Source organism: Pseudoalteromonas sp. AWM4_233 (genome assembly GCF_056158285.1).
Genome location: NZ_JBSWSZ010000001.1, coordinates 1,468,948 through 1,491,937 on the forward strand (window position 1 = coordinate 1,468,948; position 22,990 = coordinate 1,491,937).

Sequence of the window (22,990 nt, forward strand, 5' to 3'; positions counted from 1 at the left end):
CTGTATCTATGATTCGAGATTTTAGGATTAATTTTATGTTGAGATCCGCAAAACTTAAGCCATTGGCTTTAGCTACTTCTTTAATACTTGGCCTGGCAGCATGCTCAGAGAGCACTTCGAGCAGCCAAGGTGAAAACTTTGACGGTGGCACACCAGTTGTCGATAACGGTGGAAGTACAACAAGCTTCGATGAAACGGCCTTATTAGCTAACTTAGTTGATAACGTAATGACACCTACTTTCGTTTCATTTAAGGAACAAGCAGAGAAAAACAGCACAACATTAGCAGCTTACTGCGATGTTGAAAAATCAGTTGCTGCAGGAGAAAGCGAGGAACAAGCAAGGTTAGATGCACTTGCTGTGGCTCAATCGAGTTGGAGAATTACAACTGCAATCTGGCAACAGGCAGAACTGATGCAGGTAGGCCCATTAGCGACGAATGAAGGCGAACTAAGAAATTTAATTTATTCATGGCCAGCGAAGAGTACGTGCGGCGTTGACCAAGACACAGCATATTTCGAAGATGGTGTCATCAATTTAGATGAAAGTCGCCCGTATGATATTAAAAACCGAACAGCAACTCGTCGCGGTTTAGTCAGTTTAGAACACTTGTTATTTAGTACCGAATTAGATCATAGCTGTTCAATTGCTAATGATGCCCTTGCTGATTGGAACAGTAGAACGGATGGTGAGCGTCGCGTTGCTCGCTGTGAGTTTGCACTCGAAGTTGCAAATGACTTGGTTGATAATTCAAATGTTTTATTGGAAAAATGGCAGGGTGAAACTGGTTATGCCCTTGAACTTAAAAAAGCGGGTGAGCCAGGTAATAGCTTTGACAGTGCGCATGCTGCAGTAAATGTAATTACTAATGCAATGTTTTATGCCGATAAGCAATTAAAAGACCAAAAGTTGGCGCTTCCTCTTGGCTACTTCAGCAATTCTTGCGGCCTAGAAGCGTGTGCAGAAGATGTAGAATCGCCAGTGGCTGCTAACTCTCTAGCAAATATGAAAGCGAATCTAGCTGCATTTGAAAAGTTATTTACTGGCAATGGCACTGCTGCAGAAAATACAACTGGTTTTGATGATTTCTTAGATTTTGAAAGTGGCTCTGATATAAAAGAAGCCATGTTGAAAGGGATTCAGGATTCAAATGCAGCAATTGATGCAATTGACGGCAACTTGCAGCAAGCACTTGTAAATGAAAAAGAAAAAGTTGAGCACACTCACGCTAAAGTTAAGGATATAACAGATCAATTCAAGCATGACTTCATTAATAAGTTAGCACTTGAACTACCTAAAACTTCAGCAGGCGACAACGATTAAAGAGCGAGTTCTATGAAAAAAACACTTTTAGCATTAGCTGTGGCAAGTATTGCGACGTCTGCGTTTGCTGATAATAAACAGGAAACGAGCGGTGATAATATTGAACACATTACAATACTAAGCCATACAGATAAACTTCGCACAGAGGCGGGTTCAACGACTTTGCTAACAGAGGTTGAGCTTGAGAAGTTTGAGTATGATGATATTCACCGTATTTTAAGTAAAGTACCTGGCGTAAATATTAGGGAAGAAGATGGTTATGGTCTTCGTCCAAATATTGGATTTAGGGGGGTAACACCCGAGCGAAGCAAAAAGATAACAATAATGGAAGATGGCGTATTGATTGGGCCTTCTCCTTATTCTGCGTCAGCAGCGTACTATTTTCCAGTACCTACGCGTATGGCTGCGGTTGAAGTATTTAAAGGGCCAGCAGCCATAAAGCATGGTCCTCAAACCGTGGCTGGTGCGCTTAACTTCGTGACTAGGCAAGTACCTGAGTTCACTGAAGGTGGTATCGATATCGCAAGAGGAACTGACGGGTATCAAAAAGTACATGGGCACTTTGGCTCAGTTGTTAATAACGTAGGTTTTTTAGTCGAAGGCGTAAATCTAAAAGCTGATGGCTTTAAAGAATTAGATGGTGGTGGTAACACAGGCTTCGATAAAAATGACCTTTTAGCTAAATTTAACTATCAATTGACTAATGATGGGGTAGACCATACGTTTGGGCTTAAACTGTCATATGCTGATGAAAAGTCAGACGAAACATATTTAGGTCTAACTGATGCAGATTTTGCTGAAAACCCATACAGACGTTATGCAGCGACTCAGCCGGCATTAATGGACACTAAACACCAGCAGTTTATGTTTTCGCACAATATGTCAGACGATAATTTATCAATGACAACCCGTGTTTATCGACATGATTATGAACGAGCTTGGTTGAAGCTTAGTAAGTTAGTAGGCTCGCAAGCTAGTTTGTCAGCTATTTTGGCTAACCCTGAAAAATATGAAAGAGAATATGCAGTTATCTCTGGCACACAGAACTCAGTAGAATCAGGCAGCACAACGCATTATTTACTAATGGGTACCAATGACCGCGAATACTTCTCTCAGGGTATTCAAGTTGATGGTAATTACGACTTCTCAATTCAGGGTGTTGAGCACAAGCTTGCTTTCGGTGTTCGATTACATGAAGATGAAATAGAACGTAAGCACTTTACTGAAACATATGAAATGGAAGACGGTTTTGCGCTAAAAACAGCTGAAGAAGCTGTATTCACCACGACAAATATCGAAAACACGAAAGCGCTTTCAGTTTACATTGAAGATACTGTGACGCTGGGTAATTTAACTGTATCTGCAGGTGTACGCGGCGAAAGCATGGACATGTACTATACAGATAAAAAAGATACTGACGATTGGCAAAAGAAAAAGACTACGATCTGGTTACCAGGCGTGAGTGGTTTTTATCAATTAAATGATGACTCTGGTTTATTGTTTGGTGTGCACCAAGGCTTTGTTCCAAGTAGTCCTAAACAAGCTGCAGATATCGAAGTTGAAAAGAGTGTTAACTATGAGTTTGGTGGTCGATTTAATGATGGAATAACGCAACTCGAAGCTGTTGCATTCTTCAATGACTACAGCAATTTAAAAGAAAGTTGTGGATTTTCAAATTGTGGTATCGATGAGGCAATAGACCAAGAATTCAATGGTGGTGAAGTTGATGTATACGGCCTAGAAACACAATTTTCTCAGCGCTATCCTCTGAACCTACAAATAGATATTCCTTATGGCTTTGTTTATACATACACCAAAGGTGAGTTTAAAACAGATTTCACATCAGACTTTGATCAATGGGGAAGAGTGAGTTCTGGTGACAGCCTTCCATATGTTCCTGAACATCAGTTTGCATTTAATATTGGTCTTGAGGCAAGCGAGTGGTACACCAATTTAAGCATTAAGAATGTTTCTTCAATGCAAGAAAGAGCTGGTGACCTTGTTGATGATAATGGCGACATTATTGCAGATGGTCTTAATGGTGCAAAAACTGATAGTGCGATTACGGTTGATATATCTGCGGGTTACGATTTTGATAAGTATGGACGTATCTATCTTAAGATTGATAACCTACTTGATGAAGAGAAAGTAGTGAGCCGTCGACCTTATGGTGCGCGCCCGGGTAAACCAAGACAAGTTATATTTGGTTATAAGTATCAGTTTTAAAATATATTTTTTTTGTATTTAAAAGGGCCACTTGTGGCCCTTTTTCGTATAATTTTATGCTTAATACAGAACGATATAAATACATAAGTTTTTTATAAATTTTCATGTGTCATAATATATTGAGTCTATTTAAACAAAATTACTTCTCTAAATTTCTGTGTTAAAGGAGAAAGTGTGTTAGAGCAGATTTGGCAAGAATTATCAGCATTGCCTACTTATTTAATTGACGCAAACAAGCGCATATACATTCCATATTTACTTAGCGCGATAGTTATGGCGTTTTTTATTTATGCACAAATTGAAAAGTCTAAAAGTGGCAAAGGCTTTTTGCGTTTTTTATTTCCTAAAGATGTGTGGTTGTGTAAAAGTGCGAAATTAGATTACACCTTGCTTATTACAAATAAAATTATCAAAGCTGCAACGTTTGCACCCATTGTACTCACCATGGTGCCTGTCGCGATAGCTGTTACAGATTTTCTAGAGTGGGGTCTCGGTAAACCACTTATGTTGCAATGGCCAGAAGCCAGTGTGATTGCATTTTTTACGCTCATACTATTTTTGCTCGATGATTTCACTAGATACTTGCTGCATTTATTGCTTCATAAAGTCCCATTTTTATGGGAGTTTCATAAAGTTCATCACTCAGCAAAGGTACTGACGCCATTTACTATTTATCGAACTCATCCTGTTGAGAGCTACTTATACGCTTGCAGAATGGCGGTGACGCAAGGCATCGCTGTTGGTGTGGGTTATCATTTATTTGGCACTTCGTTAAGCATGTTCGACATTCTAGGTGCAAATGCCTTTGTATTCTTATTTAATATTTTTGGTGCTAATTTAAGACACTCCCACATTTGGTTTAGTTGGGGAGACAAGTTAGAAGGGTGGTTTATAAGCCCGGCTCAACATCAGGTTCATCACAGCGATAACCCTAAACACTTTGATACCAACTTAGGCTCTGCATTAGCTATTTGGGATAGAGTAGGTGGGACTTTAATAAAAGCATCTGAGGCTGGCAAAGTAAGTATTGGCGTTGGTAAATATGACGCTAAACATGATTCTGTTTATGCAATTTATTGGTTGCCAATAAAGCTATCTGTTCTCAGCCTTACACCGAAGAAAACGCTCAAGAAAGACGCATTAAAAGAGAAAGAAATAAGCAAGTAATACTCAGTAGGAAAGAAGATAGGCTGGCGACGGGCATTGCCAGCCTATAAGTCGGAGAGTAGGCTCCCCAATTAATTAATGAACGACTTTTCTTTGTTTATAAAAGCCAAGGTCATTAAGTGTTTCAATTATTTTCGGGTCATCTAATCTAGATGGGGCTGATTCTTTTCTCAAAAAATGATCGGCCGGAACACTGTGCATATCTAACATTTTGTTAAATAAAACAGTGCGAATTGTCAGCGCTGTCATTCCATTGTCTTGCAGCTCGTCAAGTCGGCTTTGCAAATCCACAAAAGGACTTGCTTTAACGTCATCCACCACGGCTGAAAAATTTAATTCTGCCTTACCTTTACGCATCAATGCCTCTCGCTTGCCAAAAATTCCAAAAAATAAGAGCTTAGGGTCAATCACATTTAAAACAAAAATTGTGTTTAAAATAGAGACTTAGCTCATAAGACCGTTCCAGTTTACTCTTTTTTTGAGCATGATTTCTACGGCCCATGTAAAGCTTTGTAAATCGACTTGCATTATTAGGAACAAGGGGTATTAGACGTCTAGATGTAAGTTGTTGAGAGGTAAATAGAAATAGTTATCAGTACCTACTATGGTACTGATAACTTTTTAAGTTATTAATTAAATATTTTTTGACTAACATGCTCAGCGAAACCACTACCGGCTTCTAGATAGAAGTTATAGGTAAATTCTACGCCCATTTCTTCTAATTCACGTTGTTGATCTGGATAATATGCGATGGCACTCACACGACCGCTGAACCCCGATGCTCTAAGCTGTTCTAATGCAAAAATGTTTTGCATATGCTTAGGCATAGCTAACATAACCATGTCAACGTCAGAGTGATTCATGCGCTGCCAGAAATCTGGATCGGTCGCGTCTGCAAGTAAAACACGACGGTTGCGCTTCACATGCTTATCAACGACTTCCGGTTTGATATCAATACCAGCTACTTTACCAGGGTGCGACGCTTCTATGGTTTCATAAGCACCCGTACCAATTCTGCCCATACCGAAAATAACTATTTTGGTATCAGTTAAATTAACAGGTAATTCTTCTTCTAAGCGTTTGTCACTCTCAAATTTTAATAGCCAAGGCTCTAGCTTAACGTACAACTCATTAGCACGTTTATTTAGTGGAGAAGCAATGACAAAAGTGATTGAAACTGCAATGGCAACAACGGCTAACCAATCGCTGGTAATGAGGCCTGTTGAGGCAGCTACCGCACAAACGATTAATCCAAACTCACTGTAATTTGACAGCGTAAATGCACTCAGTAGAGACGTACGCGCCCTGAGTCTGAAGAAGTTTGTTAACAGGTAATACAGCATAACCTTGATAGGCAACACTAAGATAAGCATGACCGCAGCTAACAGCGCATTAGGTGTAATATTTGCATTTAGGCCAATATTTAAGAAAAAGCCGACAAGTAAAATGTCTTTCACATTGAGTAATGATTTAGACAATTCACTGGCTTTTTTATGTGGGGCAAACATCATACCTATGATAAGAGCACCTAAATCCCCCTTTAACCCTGCAAACTCGAAAGCATGGTAGCCAATTACCAAGGCGAAGAAAAAGCCGAATAGAGGTAAAAGTTCACCATGTTTAGAGCGATTGAGTACCCAGAACATGATAGGTCTAAATAAAGGCAGTGCGACTAAAAGTCCAAGCGCCCAAATATTTGGCATTTTACCAGTGCTGACAGCCAAAAAGATAACCGCGAAGATATCCTGCATAACCAAGATGCCAATGGCTATCTTACCGTGTAGGGCAGACATTTCACCGCGCTCTTCTAGTACCTTTACAGCAAATACGGTACTTGAGAAGCTAAACGCAAAACCCACAAGCAAAGCACTGGAGGTATCTAGTGAGCTGAATAGGGGCAGAGATGCCGCGCCTAAGAATAATAACAGACTGGCAAAAAAAGCTGTGCTTAAAACAATATGTAGTGTTGCTGGACCCCATACTTGAGGTTTAACTAAATTACCGACTTTGAGTTTTAGACCAATACTGAATAATAGTATGGTTACACCTAAATCAGCTAACTGGGTTAGTAAATCAGTTGTCTGATGACCCATTAGGTTTAAAATAAAGCCAGCCATTAAAAAACCAATGAGTGGCGGTAGCTTGAGTTGGTAAATAGAAAATCCGCATGCGAATGCGACAGCAAAAAACAACAGTTCCATATTCAATATAATTAAGCGAAATTGATATAGCATATTAGCAAAACTGACTGATTTATAAATCAAAACTTTAGGCTAATAGTGCGTAAAATTTGACTAACTTGTTATCAGTGAAAGATATTTGCATTAAAAACAAAAATTTTCGCTGACAAGATTTAATAAATGTGGTTAAGATGCAGTAAGAAGGAATAATCTCTACAGGAGAGGCGATGTTTAAAAAAATCCTTGCATCTGTGGGTATCGGGGCTGCGAAGGTCGATACTATTTTAGAAACTGAACATTTATATCCAGGTCAAAAGTTTCAAGCACAAATTATTGTTGAAGGCGGAGATGTTGAGCAACAGGTATCCGGCCTAGAATTAGCACTGATGACGCGAGTCAAAGTTGAGTCAGATGATGGCGAGTATTTTACCAATCACGTTCTAGACAAATGGCGTATTTCAGAACAATTTGTAATCGCACCGGGTGAAAAGAAAGTCATCCCATTTGAAGCAAGACTACATTCAGAAACCCCGATTACTGAGTTGAATGCAGGTTACAATCATTCATTCGTTTGGGTTGAAACTGGTCTTGATATTGATTTGGCCATTGATCCTAATGACAAAGATACGCTGCATATTTACCCGAATGAAGCTGTCAAAGCCTGTATGCAGGCGATGGATAAGCTCGGATTTAGCTTAGTAAAAGCAGATGTTGAAAAAGGCTATCTGAGAGCTTCTAGTTTTCAATCAACGTCTGGTTGCTATCAAGAGTTAGAATATAAACCTAACACGCGTTCGTTATTTGGCATTCAAGAGATAGAGTTGTCATTTGTGCCTGAAGCGCACAAAACTCACGTGTTAATCGAACTTGATCGAGCCTTTAGAGGTGATGGGTATGTTGATTTAACCATCGAACATGATCATGTGAATGTGTCTCAACTATGTGATCAACTAGAAAGACTATTCAACTAAATTCGTACGTTTTAATTTATTAAAAGCCTAGCTAGCATAGCTAGGCTTTTTTATCGGTGAAAAGCATGAAATGGTATGTAAAAAAATTTTCTGGATTAGATACGTTAACATTCTTCAAATTAGCGAAAGCAAGGGTGGATGTTTTTGTTGTTGAGCAAGAGTGCGCTTACCCTGAATTAGATGAAGTTGATATTCTCAAAGAAACTCGACACATTTATTGTTTAAATGGTGATGGAGAGGTTGTCGCTTATTCACGTTGCTATCTAAAAACATCACAGGTTACTGCGATTGGTAGAGTAATAATTACTGAGCCCAATAGAGGAAAGGGGCTAGCATTAAAATTAATGAATGAGTCATTGAATGTATGCAAGAGTCTTTGGCCTGACTGTAAAATACAATTGAGTGCGCAAACACATCTAACCCCTTTTTATGAAAAGTTAGGGTTCAAAGCGATATCTGATACTTATCTAGAAGATGGCATTCCACATACTGATATGGAATTAGCACAATAAAAAAGCGAGTTGGATACTCGCTTTTTTAATAAGTCGTTAGCTCTGATTAGAACGAATGTATAAACACCATAGCGATTGCCAATGGACATACAAACTTGATGTACCAAGGCCACACTTTCCAAAATAGTGTACTTTCAGCTTCTTCATGACCATTCTTAATCTCGGCGAGCAGTTTATTTCTGTGCCAGATCCAGCCAACAAAGATACAACAAAGCATACCAATTAATGGCTGAGAGAATTGTGTTGTCAGACTTACTACAAAACCAAATAATGCAGAGAAATTAAAAATAATAGTGAAACTGACAAGAGAAATGATCCCGCCAATTATCCAAGTTGCTTGGACACGGCCTAAAGCAAACTTTTCAACAGCATAAGAAACGGGCGCTTCAAGCATTGAAATAGACGATGTAAGGGCTGCAATACTCATCAGAGCAAAGAAAGCGAAGCCAACGAAATAGCCTATATCTCCCATGCTTGTAAATAGAGCAGGTAATACTTGGAATACTAAAGTATCTTCAGATAACAGGGCGCCAGACTCTGAGAAAATAGCCACACCTTGCGCTTGTGCTACATACATAGCAGGAATAATTAAAAGACCAGCTACAAATGCAATTAATACATCGATAAGCGTGACATACGCACCCAATGAAACTAAGTTTTCTTTTTTACTGATGTATGAGCCATAAATAATCATCACACTTGTACCCAAAGACAGTGAGAAAAATGCTTGTCCAAGTGCGCTAACCAAAAGTTGCGGATCTAATAAAGAGTTAAAATCTGGTACTAAATAAGCTTTTAAGCCTTCCATTGCGCCTTCTTGAGTCATTACATAGATAATGAGTAGTCCTAAAATACTCAGCAGGGCTGGCATTAGGCGCTTTGACCACTTTTCAATGCCGTTTTCAACGCCTTTACTGATGATGGCAATGGTAAGGATAATGAATAGGCTAGTGAATATAAGATCGCGTGGAAATGACTGAGTGTTAAGCCAAGCTGATGTACTTTCAAGCCCTGTCACTGCTGCAATCGGCTCTGCGGTAGCACTGAACATCCAGCCTGCAACAATGGCGTAAAAGCTAAGGATCAAACCCGCACAAATAATACCGCCAAAACCGACGATGAACGCGAATTTTTTCTGCAATGGGGAGTTAGCTAACTTCTGTAGAGAAGACACGGCGTTCGCTTGGCCATGACGGCCAATAACAAGTTCGGCCATTAAAGCCGGGTATGCTAAGCAAAAGGCCAAAATAAGATACACAAGAACGAATGCAGCACCACCGTTAGAGGCGGTTTGAGTTGGAAAGCCCCAAATGTTACCTAGTCCAACAGCCGATCCTGCGGCAGCCATAATAAAGCCAAAGCGAGAACTGAACTCGCCTCTAATACTACTCATATGTTGTTATTCTTTTATATTCTAAGGGATGGCTGACAATCTACTGCAAATGATGAAAAATAAAAAGACCTTGTCTGAAATCAATACATCTTAAATGATGATCAGTTAGATCTTTTTGGCAGTTGAAGGGTGAATTTAGCACCACCTAAGCTCTCAGACTGAGAAACAGAGACTTTCCCATGGTGCCAATCTACCACTTTACTGACGATTGCAAGCCCAAGCCCATAGCTTTTCCCAGCTCGATTTCGGTGGTTTTCTTCCTGAAAGAACGGACTAAATACTTTGTGCCAGTTTTCTGGTGCGATCCCCGGACCATCGTCTTCTATTTCTATATATATGTATTGTGAGTCATAGTAACTAGAAATTTGAATGTGTTTGGTTGCAAAATCACAAGCATTACTGAGTAAGTTAGTAATGGCACGGGCTAACCAATGTAAGTCTGCGGTTATTTCGAATTTGGCATTTAATTCTGTAAGTAACGACAATTCAGCTTTTTGTAATTTAGGCTGTATTTGCAAGCTTACATCATGTAAATAATGCGAGGCTTGTGTTGTTTCAAAATTTAATAAATGAGATTTTTGCTCGAGCGTTGCAAAGGATAAATATGACTTTAGCATATCTTCCATTTGATCTAAGTCTTTTTCCATTCTAAGCAGAATTTCATTCACCTTTTTATTGTCAGGCTCGTCTATGGCTGCATCTAAAGCGAAACGCATACAGGCAACAGGTGTTCTAATGTCATGAGATAAACTTGAAGCCATAAGTTTGTTTTCTGCCATCAGCTTTTCAATTTTGCTCGCCATGCCATTAAATGTAAGCTCTACGTCTTTAATATAAGTAAAATGGTTTGGCTCAATACGTGCGGAAAAGTCACCGGCAGCAAACTGTTTCGCTTTACTCGTTAATACGTTTAACCTTTTTGCAAGCGGTGACAATATGAACCACATAAAAGTACAAACGCCGGAATAAAATAACAAGGTCAGTAATACATCACTGTTTTGCTCTTGTTCTGGTTTGGTTAGACGCAACTCGACATAATCTGGCATAAGACTTTTGGATGACTTAAGTAGGTAAAAGCCTATCTCGTCTTCAAGCAATAAACCTTGTGGGGTAAACATCTCGTCTTTTAACTCAGAGGGCAGAGCAAGACTTTGCCCATCTTTATAACTTACATCTAGTGAAAACTCTTGACTGATGGTGTTGGCAAATGAAGCACGTTGCTTTACAGGTTGTCTTTCTAACTGTTTAATAAACCCACCCGTGATATTACGTTGCCACATGAAGTTATCGTCTGGTGAGAAAGCTTGTTGATTAAACGTATCGATTAACCATCCAAGAACCACAATAGACAATAGCGCACTAGCAAGTAAATAAAGGTAAAGTTTTTTCAAATTGGCAACACCAAATTATAGATAGAAAAAACCAACATGATTAAGCATGTTGGTTATAATGAATGCGGCAGGCTTACCAAGCCGTAGGGACCATCAAGTAGCCTTTACCCCAGACAGTTTTGAATTTTTCTGGATGCTGAGGGTCGTCATTAAACTTCTTCCTAAGTGCAGATATAAGCACATCGACACTTCTGTCTAAGCCATCATATTCTCGGCCTTTAGTGGCTTTAAATACCGCATCTCGAGACACGACTTCCCCCGCATTACTTGCTAAAAAGTGCAGCAATAAGTACTCTGCGCTAGAAATTGCAACTTCAGAACCGTCAATCGTCACTTTTCGTGCGAGTGTATCTATGTGTAATGCACCCACTTGAATGTTGTCATCATCGACCTCGGTTGTGGAAGATGATTGTTCTGCAGCTCTGAGTAGAGATTTGATCCTTGCAAGCAGCGCACGAGGTCTAACAGGTTTGATAACATAATCACTTGCACCTACTTCTAACCCAATGACTTCGTCCATCTCTTCATCTTTTGCGGTCATCATAACAATAGGTTTATTGTAGAATTGACGCAGATCACGACAAACGCTTATGCCATCTTGCCCTGGAAGCATAATATCAAGCAGTACAATATCTGGCGAGACGTCTTTTACCATAGCAACAGCTTTGTCGCCTCTGTGGCAAATATGTGTTGTATAGCCTTGGTTATCTAGGTATTCAGCAACCCATTGGGCCAAAGATTCATCATCTTCAACAAGTAAAATAGTGGCGTAGTTTTCCATGTTTCCCTCACTAAAACCAATCACTTAAAAATGTAGTATACATCTACAGTGAAGGTATTCAGGCAATTTTATTGTGGCTTAATTATAAGAATTATAAGCAATAAAACCGCTTGAATACTGTAAAAAAATGTTTAGCGCACTTTTAACTTGCCCATTAACTCGGCAATGAGGTGTGCTTCAATGTCATTTGTCACCGCTGAAACCTCTTGATTCGTGCATAAACCAGACACTTTAGTTAAAGGTGAAGTTTGATACGCGACTTTGTAATTAGGCACAGAGACTTTTTGCTCAAACCGCTGTTTACGTGCAGCTTCCGTGTTGTGCAAGTTGATAAAATCGACAACGGCCTGTTCATTTGTAACTACCTGTTGCTGAGTAAACTTGTATATTACGGGCTTATTAATAAATGCATGGCTGGATATACTCGCTTGTGCAATCCAAACTACATCAGCACTTTGCTTGTGATTTAAGCGAAAGCTTACTTTGACTTCATAGTTGCTGCATTGTTTTGATTGATTACTTTCTATAACTGGCGCAGTGTGAGACATAATCTTTTTATTTGTTTCGAGCTGTAAGTCTATGTCATTGGTTCTTTCTACTGAAAGTTGCTGCACGTTTAAAATGTAATCGGCATCTTTACTATCGGCTACTACTAATCCAAGCTCAGATAGCTGCTTTACTACAAGTTGGTATTGTAACTGCGTTAATTGAAGAGACTTCGGATCAACCCAAACACGGTTGTTTTTGTAAATAGGGTGTGCTGGAAGCTGCACAGATTTTATTTTTACAGGGTTTTGCTTAGCGTTGTAGGTTAGGAAAACAACTTCTTTTTTTAATAAAGGCTTTTTAGGTAAAGTAAGTTCTGGCGCCAACTGAGGGGTAAAACTACATGCAGAACTAAGTAATAAACCAACTCCAAGTATCGATAACTTACGCATTAAAATTCCTCAGATTAATAATTTATGCCCAAACACAAGACAACAAACGACAAAATGTTAGAATGCCGTTATGAAAACAGGAGCAATTTTTATGAAGACCCTGATTTACGCAGTTATGGGGCTCTTCACCGTTGAATGTTTGGCATTAAATAAAAACAGCAACGCCGAGCAGCAACAGTGGCAGCAATTTGTAAATCGCTATTCTAAGCAAGTCGAAACAAAACTAAAAGAAAAATCCATTCCTGGTGCGGCATTAAGTATCGTTCAAGGTGATGATAGTTATTTTCAAAAAGGATTTGGTCGAACAAAAGTCAAAAAAGGCAGAAAAGTTGATGCGCATACACGATTTCGTTTGGCGTCAGTATCAAAAACGTTTGCAGGCTCGCTGACCGCTAAATTAGCTACTGAAGGGAAAATAGACCTAGACCGTGAAATCAGTCATTACCTACCACAAGCGCGTGATTCAAAGTTTGAAAATTTAAAAGTCTACAATTTATTAAGTCATTCTAGCGGCATAGTGCCTAATGCCTACGATAATCTGGTTGAATCTAGAATGAGTTACATAGATATCACAGATAAGCTTTTTGATATTCAACCGATATGTAAACCCAGCATCTGTTACGGTTATCAAAATGTCATGTTTAGTCTTATAGATAGGGTAATACAAGCCAAAACAGGGTTAGATTACAAAACCTGGGTTGAAGAATTTTTATTTGCGCCTTTAGGTATGCGTGATGGCGGTGTTGGTTTAAAAAATTTAACAAAAGATAAAAATTTTGCCGCGCCTCACGTTTTAGGCAGAAAACGTTGGCATACAGCTAGGTTAAAGAGCAACTATTACAAGGTACTTCCTGCTGCAGGGGTGAATGCGAGCGCGGCAGATATGGTCTTTTGGCTAAAAGCGCAACTGGGGCATTTTCCTGAAGTACTGTCATTGGATGCATTGACTGTGCAATCTCGGCCTTATGTACAAACTAAAAGAGAACTTAAAAGAAGAATTTGGCGTAAACATGTAAATGAAGCACATTATGGCTTAGGTTGGCGCATATATGACTTTGAAGGCACATTGTTGTTCTATCATAGTGGCTGGGTTCAGGGTTACCGCACTGATATTGTGGTCATTCCTTCAATGAACATAGGCTATAGTATGCTACTTAATGCTGAAAGTGGTTTGATAAATGAATTAACAGTTGAGTTTATCAAGCAGGCGATTAAGTGGAAGGAGACGTCAACAGCAAATGCTGTTGACGAGGAAGCTTAGCGAGGAAGTTGAATTTTCTTATCTTCGCTTTGGCGATATAACACGATAACGTGACCAATAACTTGTACTTTATGCGCTTTTGTTTCTCTTACAATTGCGTCAAAAATGAGTTGTTTCGTTTCTCTGTCATTCGTCGGTACTTTCACTTTGATTAATTCGTGAATGTCTAAAGAATGATCAATTTCTAACATGACGCCTTCAGTTAGCCCATTTGCACCAAGTAAAACAACTGGTTTTAGTGGGTGAGCTAGACCTTTTAGGTACTGTTTCTGTTTATTTGATAATGTCATATTGGTAATATTTACTAATCTTAGGCTTGAATTATCGCTATTCTACCGCCATCTACAGAATATTACTAATGAGTTGCAGTTAATATGGCAAATAAAAAGCACTCAGCGAGCTCAAAACGCTGGTTAAAAGAACATGTTGATGACCCTTATGTTCATGAAGCACAAAAACGTGGTTTCCGTTCACGTGCGATTTTCAAATTAGAAGAAATACAGCAAAAAGATAAATTGCTCAGACCTGGTATGACTGTAGTGGATCTGGGAGCTGCACCAGGAAGTTGGTCGCAATATTTAGCTGAAGAAGTGAGTGATAAAGGGCAGGTCATTGCATGTGATATCTTACCAATGGATTCACTGGCAGGCGTAGACTTTTTACAAGGCGACTTTAGAGAAGAATCTGTACTCGATGCATTGTTAGACCGTATTAACGGTAAAAATGTTGATGTTGTCTTTTCTGATATGGCACCGAATATGAGTGGCAACATGAGCACAGACCAAGCTGGCAGTATGTATTTAGTTGAGTTAGCGTTAGATATGTGCCATCAGGTATTAAAACCAAATGGTGCATTTGCAGTAAAAGTTTTCCAAGGTGAAGGTTTTGATCAATTTGTACAAGAAGTACGTAATTGTTTTAAAGTAGTCAAAATTCGTAAACCTAAAGCATCGCGTCCACGATCTAGGGAAGTATATATAGTGGCGACAGGCTACAAACTGTAGTACAGTTGAAGTGCATTATAGTTGAATTTAAATAATTTTTAGATACAAGAGGTTAACTCCTTGAGCGACATGGCAAAGAACTTAATACTCTGGTTGGTTATCGCAGTAGTGCTGATGACCGTGTTCCAGAGCTTCAATGGAAACGATCAAATCGATCGTCAAACGAGTTACACGCAGTTTGTAAAAGAAGTGCGTAGCGGTGCAGTGCGTGATGTCAATATCGACAGAAGTACAGGCACTATCTCAGGTGTAAAAGGAAACGGTGAACGCTTCCAGACGATCATGCCTATGTATGATGAGGATTTAATTAACGATTTGCTTAAAAACGATGTAAACGTCAAAGGCGTTGCACCTGAAGAGCAGTCATTCTTAGCAAACATCTTTATCTCATGGTTCCCAATGTTACTGCTTATTGGTGTGTGGATTTTCTTCATGCGTCAAATGCAAGGCGGTGGCGGCAAAGGCGCTATGTCATTTGGTAAGAGCAAGGCTCGTCTAATGGGCGAAGACCAAGTTAAGACTACATTTGCTGATGTTGCTGGCTGTGACGAAGCAAAAGAAGATGTTACTGAACTTGTAGACTTCTTACGTGACCCTTCTAAGTTCCAAAAATTAGGTGGCAGCATTCCTAAGGGCGTATTGATGGTAGGTCCTCCAGGTACTGGTAAAACACTACTTGCAAAAGCTGTTGCCGGTGAAGCAAAAGTACCTTTCTTCACAATTTCAGGTTCTGACTTTGTAGAAATGTTCGTAGGTGTGGGTGCATCACGTGTTCGTGATATGTTTGAGCAAGCTAAAAAAGCGGCACCTTGTATCATCTTTATCGACGAAATCGATGCGGTTGGTCGTAAGCGTGGTGCTGGCATGGGCGGTGGTCACGATGAGCGTGAACAAACACTAAACCAAATGCTTGTAGAAATGGACGGTTTTGAAGGTAATGAAGGCATTATCGTGATTGCAGCGACTAACCGCCCAGACGTACTTGACCCTGCACTACTTCGTCCTGGTCGTTTTGACCGTCAAGTTGTGGTTGGTTTACCAGACATAAGAGGCCGTGAGCAAATCCTTAATGTTCACATGCGCAAAGTACCACTTGATGAAAATGTACAAGCATCAGTAATTGCTCGTGGTACACCTGGTTTCTCAGGTGCAGACCTTGCAAACCTTGTGAATGAAGCTGCTTTATTCGCTGCGCGTGGTAACAAGCGTAAAGTAAGCATGGCTGAATTTGATGCTGCTAAAGATAAGATCATGATGGGTGCTGAGCGTAAGTCAATGGTGATGAGCGAGCACGAGAAAGAAATGACTGCTTATCACGAAGCTGGTCACGCCATTGTGGGCCGTTTAGTACCAGAGCATGACCCTGTTTACAAAGTATCAATCATTCCTCGAGGCCGCGCACTTGGTGTGACAATGTACCTGCCTGAGCAAGACCGTGTCAGCCACTCTAAAGAGCATTTAGAGTCAATGCTTTCAAGTTTATATGGTGGTCGAATTGCTGAAGCGCTTATTTATGGTGATGACAAAGTAACGACGGGTGCAAGTAATGATATCGAGCGTGCGACAGACATCGCTAAAAAAATGGTTACTCAGTGGGGTTTAAGTTCTAAACTCGGTCCTCAGATGTACTTAGAAGAGCAAGGCGAAATGTACATGGGCGGCGGCTCTCACCGCATGTCAGGCATGTCAGATGAAACAGCTAAATTGATTGACTCTGAAATCAAAGACTTTGTTACTCGCAACTACGATCGTGCTGAGCAAATCTTAAAAGATAACATGGATATCCTGCACACCATGAAAGATGCGTTAATGAAGTACGAAACCATCGATGCGGGTCAAATTGATGACCTGATGGAACGTAAAGAGGTTCGTCCACCTCGTGATGCGCATGATCAGAAACCAGAGCCTAAAGCTAAGGTTGACACTAAGTCTGAGATTAAAGCTGAGCCTGAATCAAATGATTCAGAACAGACATCGAGACCAACAAATGAGCTTGATGATAGCAAAGAGTAATTAATCTCAATAAGAGCCCCGATTTATCGGGGCTTTTTATTTTAATTTCTTCACTTAGCATATAGAATTGCGTTTAGTAATTTTTACCTTTTATTTCGAAACTTATTTTGCGAATTAGGTGAATTAAATACGTTAAAGGACGCTTCTAAACCACATGACCCAATTATCTCTTCCAAGAAACAGAATACTTGATTTAAACAAACCGATTATCATGGGTATTGTTAATGTTACTCCTGATTCATTTTCAGATGGTGGCAATTACAATTCTGTTGAAGACGCGTTTAAACAAGCTATGCGTTTAATTGAGGAAGGTGCAGGAATTTTAGATATTGGTGGTGAATCGACTCGACCAGGCGCACCAGACGTAGCCCTTCAAGAAGAGCTTCAACGTGTTATACCTGTAATCAAGCGCATTCGAGAAGCCTCTGATTGTGTGATTTCAATAGATACCAGTAAAGCTGCTGTCATGGAAGCGGCCATTGAAGCCGGTGTAGACATTATTAATGATGTAAGAGCACTTCAAGAGCCGGGTGCATTAGAAGTTGCAGCAAAATACTCCGATGTACCCGTTTGTTTGATGCATATGCAAGGTCAACCTCGCACGATGCAAACAAACCCAACGTATAAAAACCTTATTTCAGATATAAATCAGTTTTTTGAAGAGCGAGTTTTAACGTGCAGTAAAGCTGGCATTAATCAAAATAGGATCATACTAGATCCCGGTTTTGGTTTCGGTAAAACACTGACTCATAACTTTGAAATCTTAGAAAAATTCAATGCATTCTCGACACTAGGCCTGCCACTGTTAGCAGGCTTATCTCGAAAATCTATGTTTGGACAACTTTTGAATAGAGAAACAAGTGAACGTGTTGCAGCCAGTTTAGCTGGTGCATTGTTATGTGCTCAAAAAGGCGCACATATAATCCGCGTTCATGATGTGAAAGAAACGGCTGATGTTATTGGTGTATGGCAGGCAGCAAGAAATGGAGTAACACCCTTATGACAACAAGAAAGTATTTCGGCACTGATGGTGTTCGAGGTCTAGTCGGCGAATTTCCAATTACGCCCGAGTTCGCACTTAAATTAGGCTGGGCAGCAGGTAAAGTTTTATCTAAGTCTGGTACTAAAAAAGTTATTATTGGTAAAGACACCCGTATTTCAGGTTATTTACTCGAAACATCGCTAGAAGCTGGATTAATTGCTGCAGGCATTGATGTTGTTTTACTTGGCCCTATGCCAACGCCGGCTGTTGCGTATTTAACGCAAACATTTCGTGCCGAAGCGGGGATTGTGATCAGTGCATCTCACAACCCATACCATGACAATGGTATTAAGTTTTTCAATGGTAAAGGCTTAAAGCTTGGTGATGAAGTTGAGCTTGAAATCGAGGCTATGCTAGATGAAGAAATGACTTGTGTACCTTCTGAAAAGCTTGGTAAAGCCCGTCGTCTGGACAACGCAGATGGTCGTTATATCGAATTTTGTAAGGGTTTATTCCCAAATGAACTGTCTTTAGAAGGTTTAAAGGTTGTCCTTGATTGCGCAAACGGTGCAACTTACCACATCGCCCCTGATGTAATGCGTGAATTAGGCGCAGAAGTCATTTGTCATGCCTGTGAGCCAAACGGTACAAATATCAATCTAGAGTGCGGTGCAACGCATGTTGATAGTTTAAAGCAAAAAGTTTTAGAGCATAAAGCGGATGTTGGTATTGCATACGATGGTGATGGTGACCGTGTCATGATGGTTGACCACAATGGCCGAGTATTCGATGGCGATGACATCGTGTATATCATCGCTTGTCAGGCACACCAAGAAAATAACTTAGGCGGTGGTGTTGTTGGTACTGTGATGTCAAATATGGGCCTTGAAAATGCACTGAAAGCCAAAGGTATTGATTTTGCGCGTAGTAAAGTAGGTGACCGCTACGTTATCGAACTTCTAAAAGAAAAAGGCTGGAAAATTGGTGGCGAGAGTTCAGGTCACGTTTTGAATCTCGACCTTATTTCTACTGGTGACGGTATTGTCTCAAGTTTGCAAGTATTGACAGCCATGGTCTCGCAAAACAAGACATTGAAAGACTTGGGTGCGGGTTTCCAAAAGTATCCAATGAAAATGATCAATGTAAAGTATCAAGCTGGCACTGATCCTACACAAGCCGACGAAGTAAAAGCTGCAGTAAAAGAAGTAGAAGCTGATCTTGCTGGCAAAGGTCGAGTTCTTCTTCGCAAATCTGGTACAGAGCCTGTTGTACGCGTCATGGTTGAAGCGGAACAAGAGAAGCAAGTACTAGACTTCGCTCAAAAAATTGCCGAAGTTGTTGAAACTGTGAGCAATTAAACAAAATTTCAATTTTATTTCTTGTAACTTTGGGTGAGGCGAGTTAGTATCTCACCCGCTTTTGATGCGGAGTATCGTATGTCGCAACGTAAGCCAATTGTCGCTGGTAATTGGAAAATGAATGGGTCTATAGAACTTGTCGAAGAGATTTCTTCAAAGGTACTAGGCCAAGTAGGAGAAAAAGCATCTCTTATTGTTTTTCCTCCAGCAATGCTTTTAAGCTCGGCGATTGAAAAAGGTTTTGTAACTGGCACGCAGACAGTATCTGAAAATAATTCAGGTGCATTTACAGGTGAAACCAGTGCAGAATTGGCAAAGCAACTTGGTGCAGAGTTTACTCTTGTAGGACACTCAGAAAGACGTAGCCTTTTTGGTGAGTCGAACGAAGTTGTAGCAAAAAAATTTAGCAAAGCACAAGAAAATGCCTTAACACCGATTTTATGTGTAGGCGAAACAGAGTCTCAAAGAGAATCTGGAGAAACAGAACAAGTTGTTGCTGAGCAAATTAAAGCTGTAATTGAGCATTCAGGTATAGCATCACTGTCGAACTCTGTGATAGCATACGAGCCCGTTTGGGCAATTGGTACTGGTAAAACAGCATCACCTGAACAAGCACAAGCAGTGCACAAATTTATTCGAGATATGATTGCCGAGTATGATGGTCATATCGCAAATGAGCTTCGCATCCTTTATGGTGGAAGCGTTAATGATTCTAACAGTGATTTGTTATTTGCACAGCCGGATATAGATGGTGGCCTAATTGGTGGCGCTAGTCTTAAGGCAGATGCTTTTTTAAGTATTTACAAAAGTGCATTAGGGAACGTATAAAATGTACGAGATATTATTGGTTGTTTACCTAATTATTTCTTTAGCTTTAGTTGGTATGATCTTAATCCAACAAGGTAAAGGCGCAGACATGGGCTCTTCATTCGGAGCAGGTGCCTCTGCAACAGTTTTCGGCTCATCGGGCGCAGGAAACTTCATGACGAAGACAACAACAATCCTAGCGACTGTCTTCTTCGTACTGAGCATCATTTTAGGTAACTTAACAGCTGGTCAAATTAAAAAGACTGATGAGTGGGAAAACCTTTCAGCACCTGTAGCAACAGAAGCTGCACCTACTGATTCAGACGTACCAGTTTCGAACAATAATAACTCGGACGTACCTAACTAAAGAATTTGCGGATGTGGTGGAATTGGTAGACACGCCATCTTGAGGGGGTGGTGGCTTCGGCCGTGGGGGTTCAAGTCCCCCCATCCGCACCAATTATTAAAACCAGCTTTTTAGCTGGTTTTTTTATGCCTGAAATTTACTAATGCTGAAATCAATAAAAATACTTTGATTATTCAATAGCCTTGATTAACATAAGTCATCATTTTGTTCATTGAACTTTTATCTTGATATTCCAAAATACTGCTGTATCACTTAGAAATAAGCTCAAGGCAATCGAGTTAAATGAAAGCCAACTTATTTTACAATTACACAACGATACGCTCACTTACTCATGGCAAGCTTTACAGTGTGCGCCTCAATTACATAAAACACCTTTTAGTCATGTGATTGAGATACAGCTCAGTGCTGATGACATTTCTTACAAGCACCGTTTTGCAGCGCACAGTGATTGCCAAAGCCAGTTAGACACCTTTTGGTGTAATGCCAATAAAGCGGATTTAGTTAATACAATTTTTAAAATTGAAGCACTATTAAAGCAATCATTTTTGTCACACCGAAAATGGTTAGCAATAAAAGATAAAGTGAAAGCCTTGTCTATAAACTGGCTTGCTCGAGAGCTAAAGTGCCAATTGACGCGTGATTTAAAAAAAGCACTGGCATCTTTAAAAGAATTAGTTAGCTGGACAGAAACAGATATTTCAGAATTTAAAAACAGCTTTATCAATTACAAAATGCAGGAGCATAAATCCTTTTTTGATAGGCTTGAGCAACACCCTTTGACTGAAGCGCAGCAGCGAGCCTGCATCATTCAAGATGACAGACAGTTGTTGTTGGCAGGCGCTGGTACGGGAAAAACCAGTGTGATTACAGCGAAATTTAAATACTTACTCTACACCAAGCAAGCCAAAGCGGCAGACCTATTAGTATTAGCCTATGGCAGTGATGCCAGTGAAGAATTGCAGGCGAGACTTGAAGAAAAAGATCAAGTCATGACTTTTCATAGTTTGGGCAAGCAAATCATTGCCGATGTAGAAGGCAGCATGCCTAAGGTGTCTGAATTATCTACCAATCTTCATGCTAAAACGGCCTTTATACTCGATACTTTACAAGCGCTAGACTCTGACGATTCATTCAAGCAGATGTTAATTGCATTTTTGCGAAACAACTTTGCCTACAATTTTGATGGCGAGTTAAGTACATTTTTAAACTCACCATTGAAAAACAAGTTTGTACAAACAATTTTCACGCTGATCAGTCTCTACAAACAAGCGCATGCACTTGGAAAAATCTCAGAGCTAGAGACGACGTTTTCAGATGATTTAACCCTACTGAGACATTTTCTTGCTGAATATAATCTCTATTTATCGAATGAAAATAGCATCGATTTTGATGACATGATCATTCGTGCCAGACAATATACTCAAAGTGGTCAATATACCCCGCAATGGAAGTTTATTCTTGTTGATGAGTTTCAAGATATTTCACCAATTCGTGCTGAATTGGTGAAAGACTTATTGGCTAATAAGTCCGGTAGCCAGCTATTTGCAGTGGGTGACGATTGGCAATCAATCTACCGATTTAATGGCGGCGATATTCGTTATACCACAGAGTTTGCAAAACACTTTGGACATGCAACGACCACCCAACTCGATAAAACATTTCGTTATTCGCAATCTTTGCTCGATTTATCTGCTGAGTTTGTCTGTGCTAATCCACAACAAATTACCAAATTAATTCAGGCTTTCTCATCAAGCTCATTACCTGCTGTAAAAGAAGTCTTTCATACTGAGCCAATGCAAGGGGTGTCAGAAGCATTTGGGTACATTGCAAATCAAGCACCCACCAATGCCAGTGTATTAATCTTAGCGAGAAGTCATGCAGCTCTACTAGATAAATCGACTCTACAAGCGATTGAGAGCCACTATCAGCAACTTTCTATAAAGCAGATGACATTCCATGCTGCAAAAGGAAAAGAGGCCGACTACGCGGTTTTAATAGGACTAGACAATAAGTCATTGCCTTCAAGAGTGAAATCAGCACCTTTAGTTGAAGCTTTACTGCCTAAAGTAGAGCGATTCAAAGATGCAGAAGAGAGAAGATTATTCTATGTCGCATTAACACGTGCCAAAAAGCAGTTGGTGCTGCTTATTCCTGAGCAGTGTCCGAGTGAGTTTGTAATGGAGTTAAACTACTAATACCAAGCCGCAGTAACACATTATTATTTTGAGGGTTTATAACTGACGCTAACTTCGTTAAAAACCTCTTATTTAGGACAGCTAAATAGCAAAACTTCGCCTCGCTATCGACAAGTTTTTCT

At 39.9% G+C, this 22,990-nt stretch carries 20 protein-coding genes and 1 tRNA gene; 14 read left to right on the plus strand and 7 right to left on the minus strand.

The features are described 5' to 3' along the window. Window positions 1-35 precede the first annotated feature (35 nt). From ACXAC4_RS06445 to ACXAC4_RS06455, 3 genes are all read left to right on the plus strand, one after another. Complete coding sequence (locus tag ACXAC4_RS06445) at window positions 36-1,322, plus strand: imelysin family protein (RefSeq protein WP_475159919.1); 1,287 nt, start codon at window positions 36-38, stop codon at window positions 1,320-1,322. A gap of 12 nt (window positions 1,323-1,334) precedes the next feature. Continuing rightward, complete coding sequence (locus ACXAC4_RS06450) at window positions 1,335-3,548, plus strand: TonB-dependent receptor family protein (protein ID WP_475159921.1); 2,214 nt, start codon at window positions 1,335-1,337, stop codon at window positions 3,546-3,548. 174 nt (window positions 3,549-3,722) lie between these two features. Continuing rightward, the gene (locus tag ACXAC4_RS06455) at window positions 3,723-4,715 is read left to right on the plus strand and encodes a sterol desaturase family protein (RefSeq protein WP_475159923.1); all 993 of its coding nucleotides are present in this window, start codon (window positions 3,723-3,725) and stop codon (window positions 4,713-4,715) included. Window positions 4,716-4,790: 75 nt separating this feature from the next. Here ACXAC4_RS06455 and ACXAC4_RS06460 read toward each other — a convergent pair whose 3' ends face one another. Beyond that, a complete protein-coding gene (locus ACXAC4_RS06460) occupies window positions 4,791-5,072 on the minus strand; it encodes a hypothetical protein (protein ID WP_421964261.1) in 282 nt (93 codons plus the stop codon). Between the two features lie 272 nt (window positions 5,073-5,344). Then, on the minus strand, window positions 5,345-6,916 hold the full coding sequence (locus ACXAC4_RS06465) for a cation:proton antiporter domain-containing protein (RefSeq protein ID WP_475159924.1): 1,572 nt from the start codon (window positions 6,914-6,916) through the stop codon (window positions 5,345-5,347). Between the two features lie 206 nt (window positions 6,917-7,122). Here ACXAC4_RS06465 and ACXAC4_RS06470 point away from each other — a divergent pair, with 206 nt between their 5' ends. Together ACXAC4_RS06470 and ACXAC4_RS06475 are read left to right on the plus strand one after the other, a co-directional pair. Continuing rightward, window positions 7,123-7,866: a sporulation protein gene (locus ACXAC4_RS06470; RefSeq protein WP_475159926.1), complete on the plus strand. Its 744-nt coding sequence runs from the start codon at window positions 7,123-7,125 to the stop codon at window positions 7,864-7,866. A gap of 65 nt (window positions 7,867-7,931) precedes the next feature. Further along, window positions 7,932-8,378 (plus strand): GNAT family N-acetyltransferase, encoded by a 447-nt coding sequence (locus ACXAC4_RS06475; RefSeq protein ID WP_475159927.1) that lies wholly within the window; start codon window positions 7,932-7,934, stop codon window positions 8,376-8,378. Between the two features lie 46 nt (window positions 8,379-8,424). Here the strand turns inward: ACXAC4_RS06475 and ACXAC4_RS06480 are convergent, their stop codons facing one another. The 4 genes from ACXAC4_RS06480 to ACXAC4_RS06495 form a co-directional block, all read right to left on the minus strand. Next, window positions 8,425-9,771: a sodium-dependent transporter gene (locus ACXAC4_RS06480; RefSeq protein WP_475159929.1), complete on the minus strand. Its 1,347-nt coding sequence runs from the start codon at window positions 9,769-9,771 to the stop codon at window positions 8,425-8,427. Between the two features lie 101 nt (window positions 9,772-9,872). After that, window positions 9,873-11,162 carry a sensor histidine kinase gene (locus ACXAC4_RS06485; protein ID WP_475159931.1) on the minus strand — a complete coding sequence of 430 codons (1,290 nt, stop codon included), beginning with the start codon at window positions 11,160-11,162 and terminating at the stop codon, window positions 9,873-9,875. A 73-nt stretch (window positions 11,163-11,235) separates the two neighbouring features. Then, a complete protein-coding gene (locus ACXAC4_RS06490; RefSeq protein ID WP_475159934.1) occupies window positions 11,236-11,943 on the minus strand; it encodes a response regulator in 708 nt (235 codons plus the stop codon). 131 nt (window positions 11,944-12,074) lie between these two features. Continuing rightward, window positions 12,075-12,881: a hypothetical protein gene (locus tag ACXAC4_RS06495; RefSeq protein WP_475159936.1), complete on the minus strand. Its 807-nt coding sequence runs from the start codon at window positions 12,879-12,881 to the stop codon at window positions 12,075-12,077. Between the two features lie 91 nt (window positions 12,882-12,972). On the opposite strand from ACXAC4_RS06495, the gene ACXAC4_RS06500 reads away from it, so the two are divergent. After that, window positions 12,973-14,142, plus strand: a complete 1,170-nt coding sequence (locus ACXAC4_RS06500; protein WP_475159939.1) for a serine hydrolase domain-containing protein — start codon at window positions 12,973-12,975, stop codon at window positions 14,140-14,142. Here the strand turns inward: ACXAC4_RS06500 and yhbY are convergent. Further along, the gene (gene yhbY / locus ACXAC4_RS06505) at window positions 14,139-14,432 is read right to left on the minus strand and encodes a ribosome assembly RNA-binding protein YhbY (protein WP_058029553.1); all 294 of its coding nucleotides are present in this window, start codon (window positions 14,430-14,432) and stop codon (window positions 14,139-14,141) included. The genes ACXAC4_RS06500 and yhbY overlap by 4 nt on opposite strands. A gap of 84 nt (window positions 14,433-14,516) precedes the next feature. Between yhbY and rlmE the strand changes: the two genes are divergently transcribed. The 8 genes from rlmE to ACXAC4_RS06545 all read left to right on the plus strand — a co-directional run bounded on the left by rlmE (window position 14,517) and on the right by ACXAC4_RS06545 (window position 22,868). After that, window positions 14,517-15,146, plus strand: a complete 630-nt coding sequence (gene rlmE / locus ACXAC4_RS06510; protein ID WP_475159942.1) for a 23S rRNA (uridine(2552)-2'-O)-methyltransferase RlmE — start codon at window positions 14,517-14,519, stop codon at window positions 15,144-15,146. Between the two features lie 69 nt (window positions 15,147-15,215). Next, window positions 15,216-17,159 carry an ATP-dependent zinc metalloprotease FtsH gene (gene ftsH, locus ACXAC4_RS06515; RefSeq protein WP_475159943.1) on the plus strand — a complete coding sequence of 648 codons (1,944 nt, stop codon included), beginning with the start codon at window positions 15,216-15,218 and terminating at the stop codon, window positions 17,157-17,159. Between the two features lie 154 nt (window positions 17,160-17,313). Then, on the plus strand, window positions 17,314-18,162 hold the full coding sequence (folP, locus tag ACXAC4_RS06520) for a dihydropteroate synthase (protein WP_475159948.1): 849 nt from the start codon (window positions 17,314-17,316) through the stop codon (window positions 18,160-18,162). Next, window positions 18,159-19,499 carry a phosphoglucosamine mutase gene (gene glmM, locus ACXAC4_RS06525; protein ID WP_138568678.1) on the plus strand — a complete coding sequence of 447 codons (1,341 nt, stop codon included), beginning with the start codon at window positions 18,159-18,161 and terminating at the stop codon, window positions 19,497-19,499. The genes folP and glmM overlap by 4 nt, the downstream gene beginning before the upstream one ends. A gap of 78 nt (window positions 19,500-19,577) precedes the next feature. Next, window positions 19,578-20,327 (plus strand): triose-phosphate isomerase, encoded by a 750-nt coding sequence (gene tpiA, locus ACXAC4_RS06530; protein WP_475159956.1) that lies wholly within the window; start codon window positions 19,578-19,580, stop codon window positions 20,325-20,327. A 1-nt stretch (window position 20,328) separates the two neighbouring features. Then, the gene (gene secG, locus ACXAC4_RS06535) at window positions 20,329-20,673 is read left to right on the plus strand and encodes a preprotein translocase subunit SecG (protein WP_475159959.1); all 345 of its coding nucleotides are present in this window, start codon (window positions 20,329-20,331) and stop codon (window positions 20,671-20,673) included. A gap of 7 nt (window positions 20,674-20,680) precedes the next feature. Continuing rightward, window positions 20,681-20,765 (plus strand) — tRNA-Leu (locus tag ACXAC4_RS06540). Window positions 20,766-20,897: 132 nt separating this feature from the next. Further along, the gene (locus tag ACXAC4_RS06545; protein ID WP_475159961.1) at window positions 20,898-22,868 is read left to right on the plus strand and encodes a UvrD-helicase domain-containing protein; all 1,971 of its coding nucleotides are present in this window, start codon (window positions 20,898-20,900) and stop codon (window positions 22,866-22,868) included. Window positions 22,869-22,990: the final 122 nt, after the last annotated feature.

Excerpts from the sequence above, each read along its gene's own strand:
- ACXAC4_RS06475 (WP_475159927.1), top strand. The coding sequence starts at position 7,932 with ATGAAATGGTATGTAAAAAAATTTTCTGGATTAGATACGTTAACATTC.
- ACXAC4_RS06460 (WP_421964261.1), bottom strand. The coding sequence starts at position 5,072 with ATGCGTAAAGGTAAGGCAGAATTAAATTTTTCAGCCGTGGTGGATGAC.
- ACXAC4_RS06480 (WP_475159929.1), bottom strand. The coding sequence starts at position 9,771 with ATGAGTAGTATTAGAGGCGAGTTCAGTTCTCGCTTTGGCTTTATTATG.
- rlmE (WP_475159942.1), top strand. The coding sequence starts at position 14,517 with ATGGCAAATAAAAAGCACTCAGCGAGCTCAAAACGCTGGTTAAAAGAA.
- ACXAC4_RS06495 (WP_475159936.1), bottom strand. The coding sequence starts at position 12,881 with ATGCGTAAGTTATCGATACTTGGAGTTGGTTTATTACTTAGTTCTGCA.
- yhbY (WP_058029553.1), bottom strand. The coding sequence starts at position 14,432 with ATGACATTATCAAATAAACAGAAACAGTACCTAAAAGGTCTAGCTCAC.
- tpiA (WP_475159956.1), top strand. The coding sequence starts at position 19,578 with ATGTCGCAACGTAAGCCAATTGTCGCTGGTAATTGGAAAATGAATGGG.
- folP (WP_475159948.1), top strand. The coding sequence starts at position 17,314 with ATGACCCAATTATCTCTTCCAAGAAACAGAATACTTGATTTAAACAAA.
- ftsH (WP_475159943.1), top strand. The coding sequence starts at position 15,216 with ATGGCAAAGAACTTAATACTCTGGTTGGTTATCGCAGTAGTGCTGATG.
- secG (WP_475159959.1), top strand. The coding sequence starts at position 20,329 with ATGTACGAGATATTATTGGTTGTTTACCTAATTATTTCTTTAGCTTTA.
- ACXAC4_RS06470 (WP_475159926.1), top strand. The coding sequence starts at position 7,123 with ATGTTTAAAAAAATCCTTGCATCTGTGGGTATCGGGGCTGCGAAGGTC.
- ACXAC4_RS06490 (WP_475159934.1), bottom strand. The coding sequence starts at position 11,943 with ATGGAAAACTACGCCACTATTTTACTTGTTGAAGATGATGAATCTTTG.
- ACXAC4_RS06450 (WP_475159921.1), top strand. The coding sequence starts at position 1,335 with ATGAAAAAAACACTTTTAGCATTAGCTGTGGCAAGTATTGCGACGTCT.
- ACXAC4_RS06465 (WP_475159924.1), bottom strand. The coding sequence starts at position 6,916 with ATGGAACTGTTGTTTTTTGCTGTCGCATTCGCATGCGGATTTTCTATT.
- glmM (WP_138568678.1), top strand. The coding sequence starts at position 18,159 with ATGACAACAAGAAAGTATTTCGGCACTGATGGTGTTCGAGGTCTAGTC.
- ACXAC4_RS06500 (WP_475159939.1), top strand. The coding sequence starts at position 12,973 with ATGAAGACCCTGATTTACGCAGTTATGGGGCTCTTCACCGTTGAATGT.
- ACXAC4_RS06445 (WP_475159919.1), top strand. The coding sequence starts at position 36 with ATGTTGAGATCCGCAAAACTTAAGCCATTGGCTTTAGCTACTTCTTTA.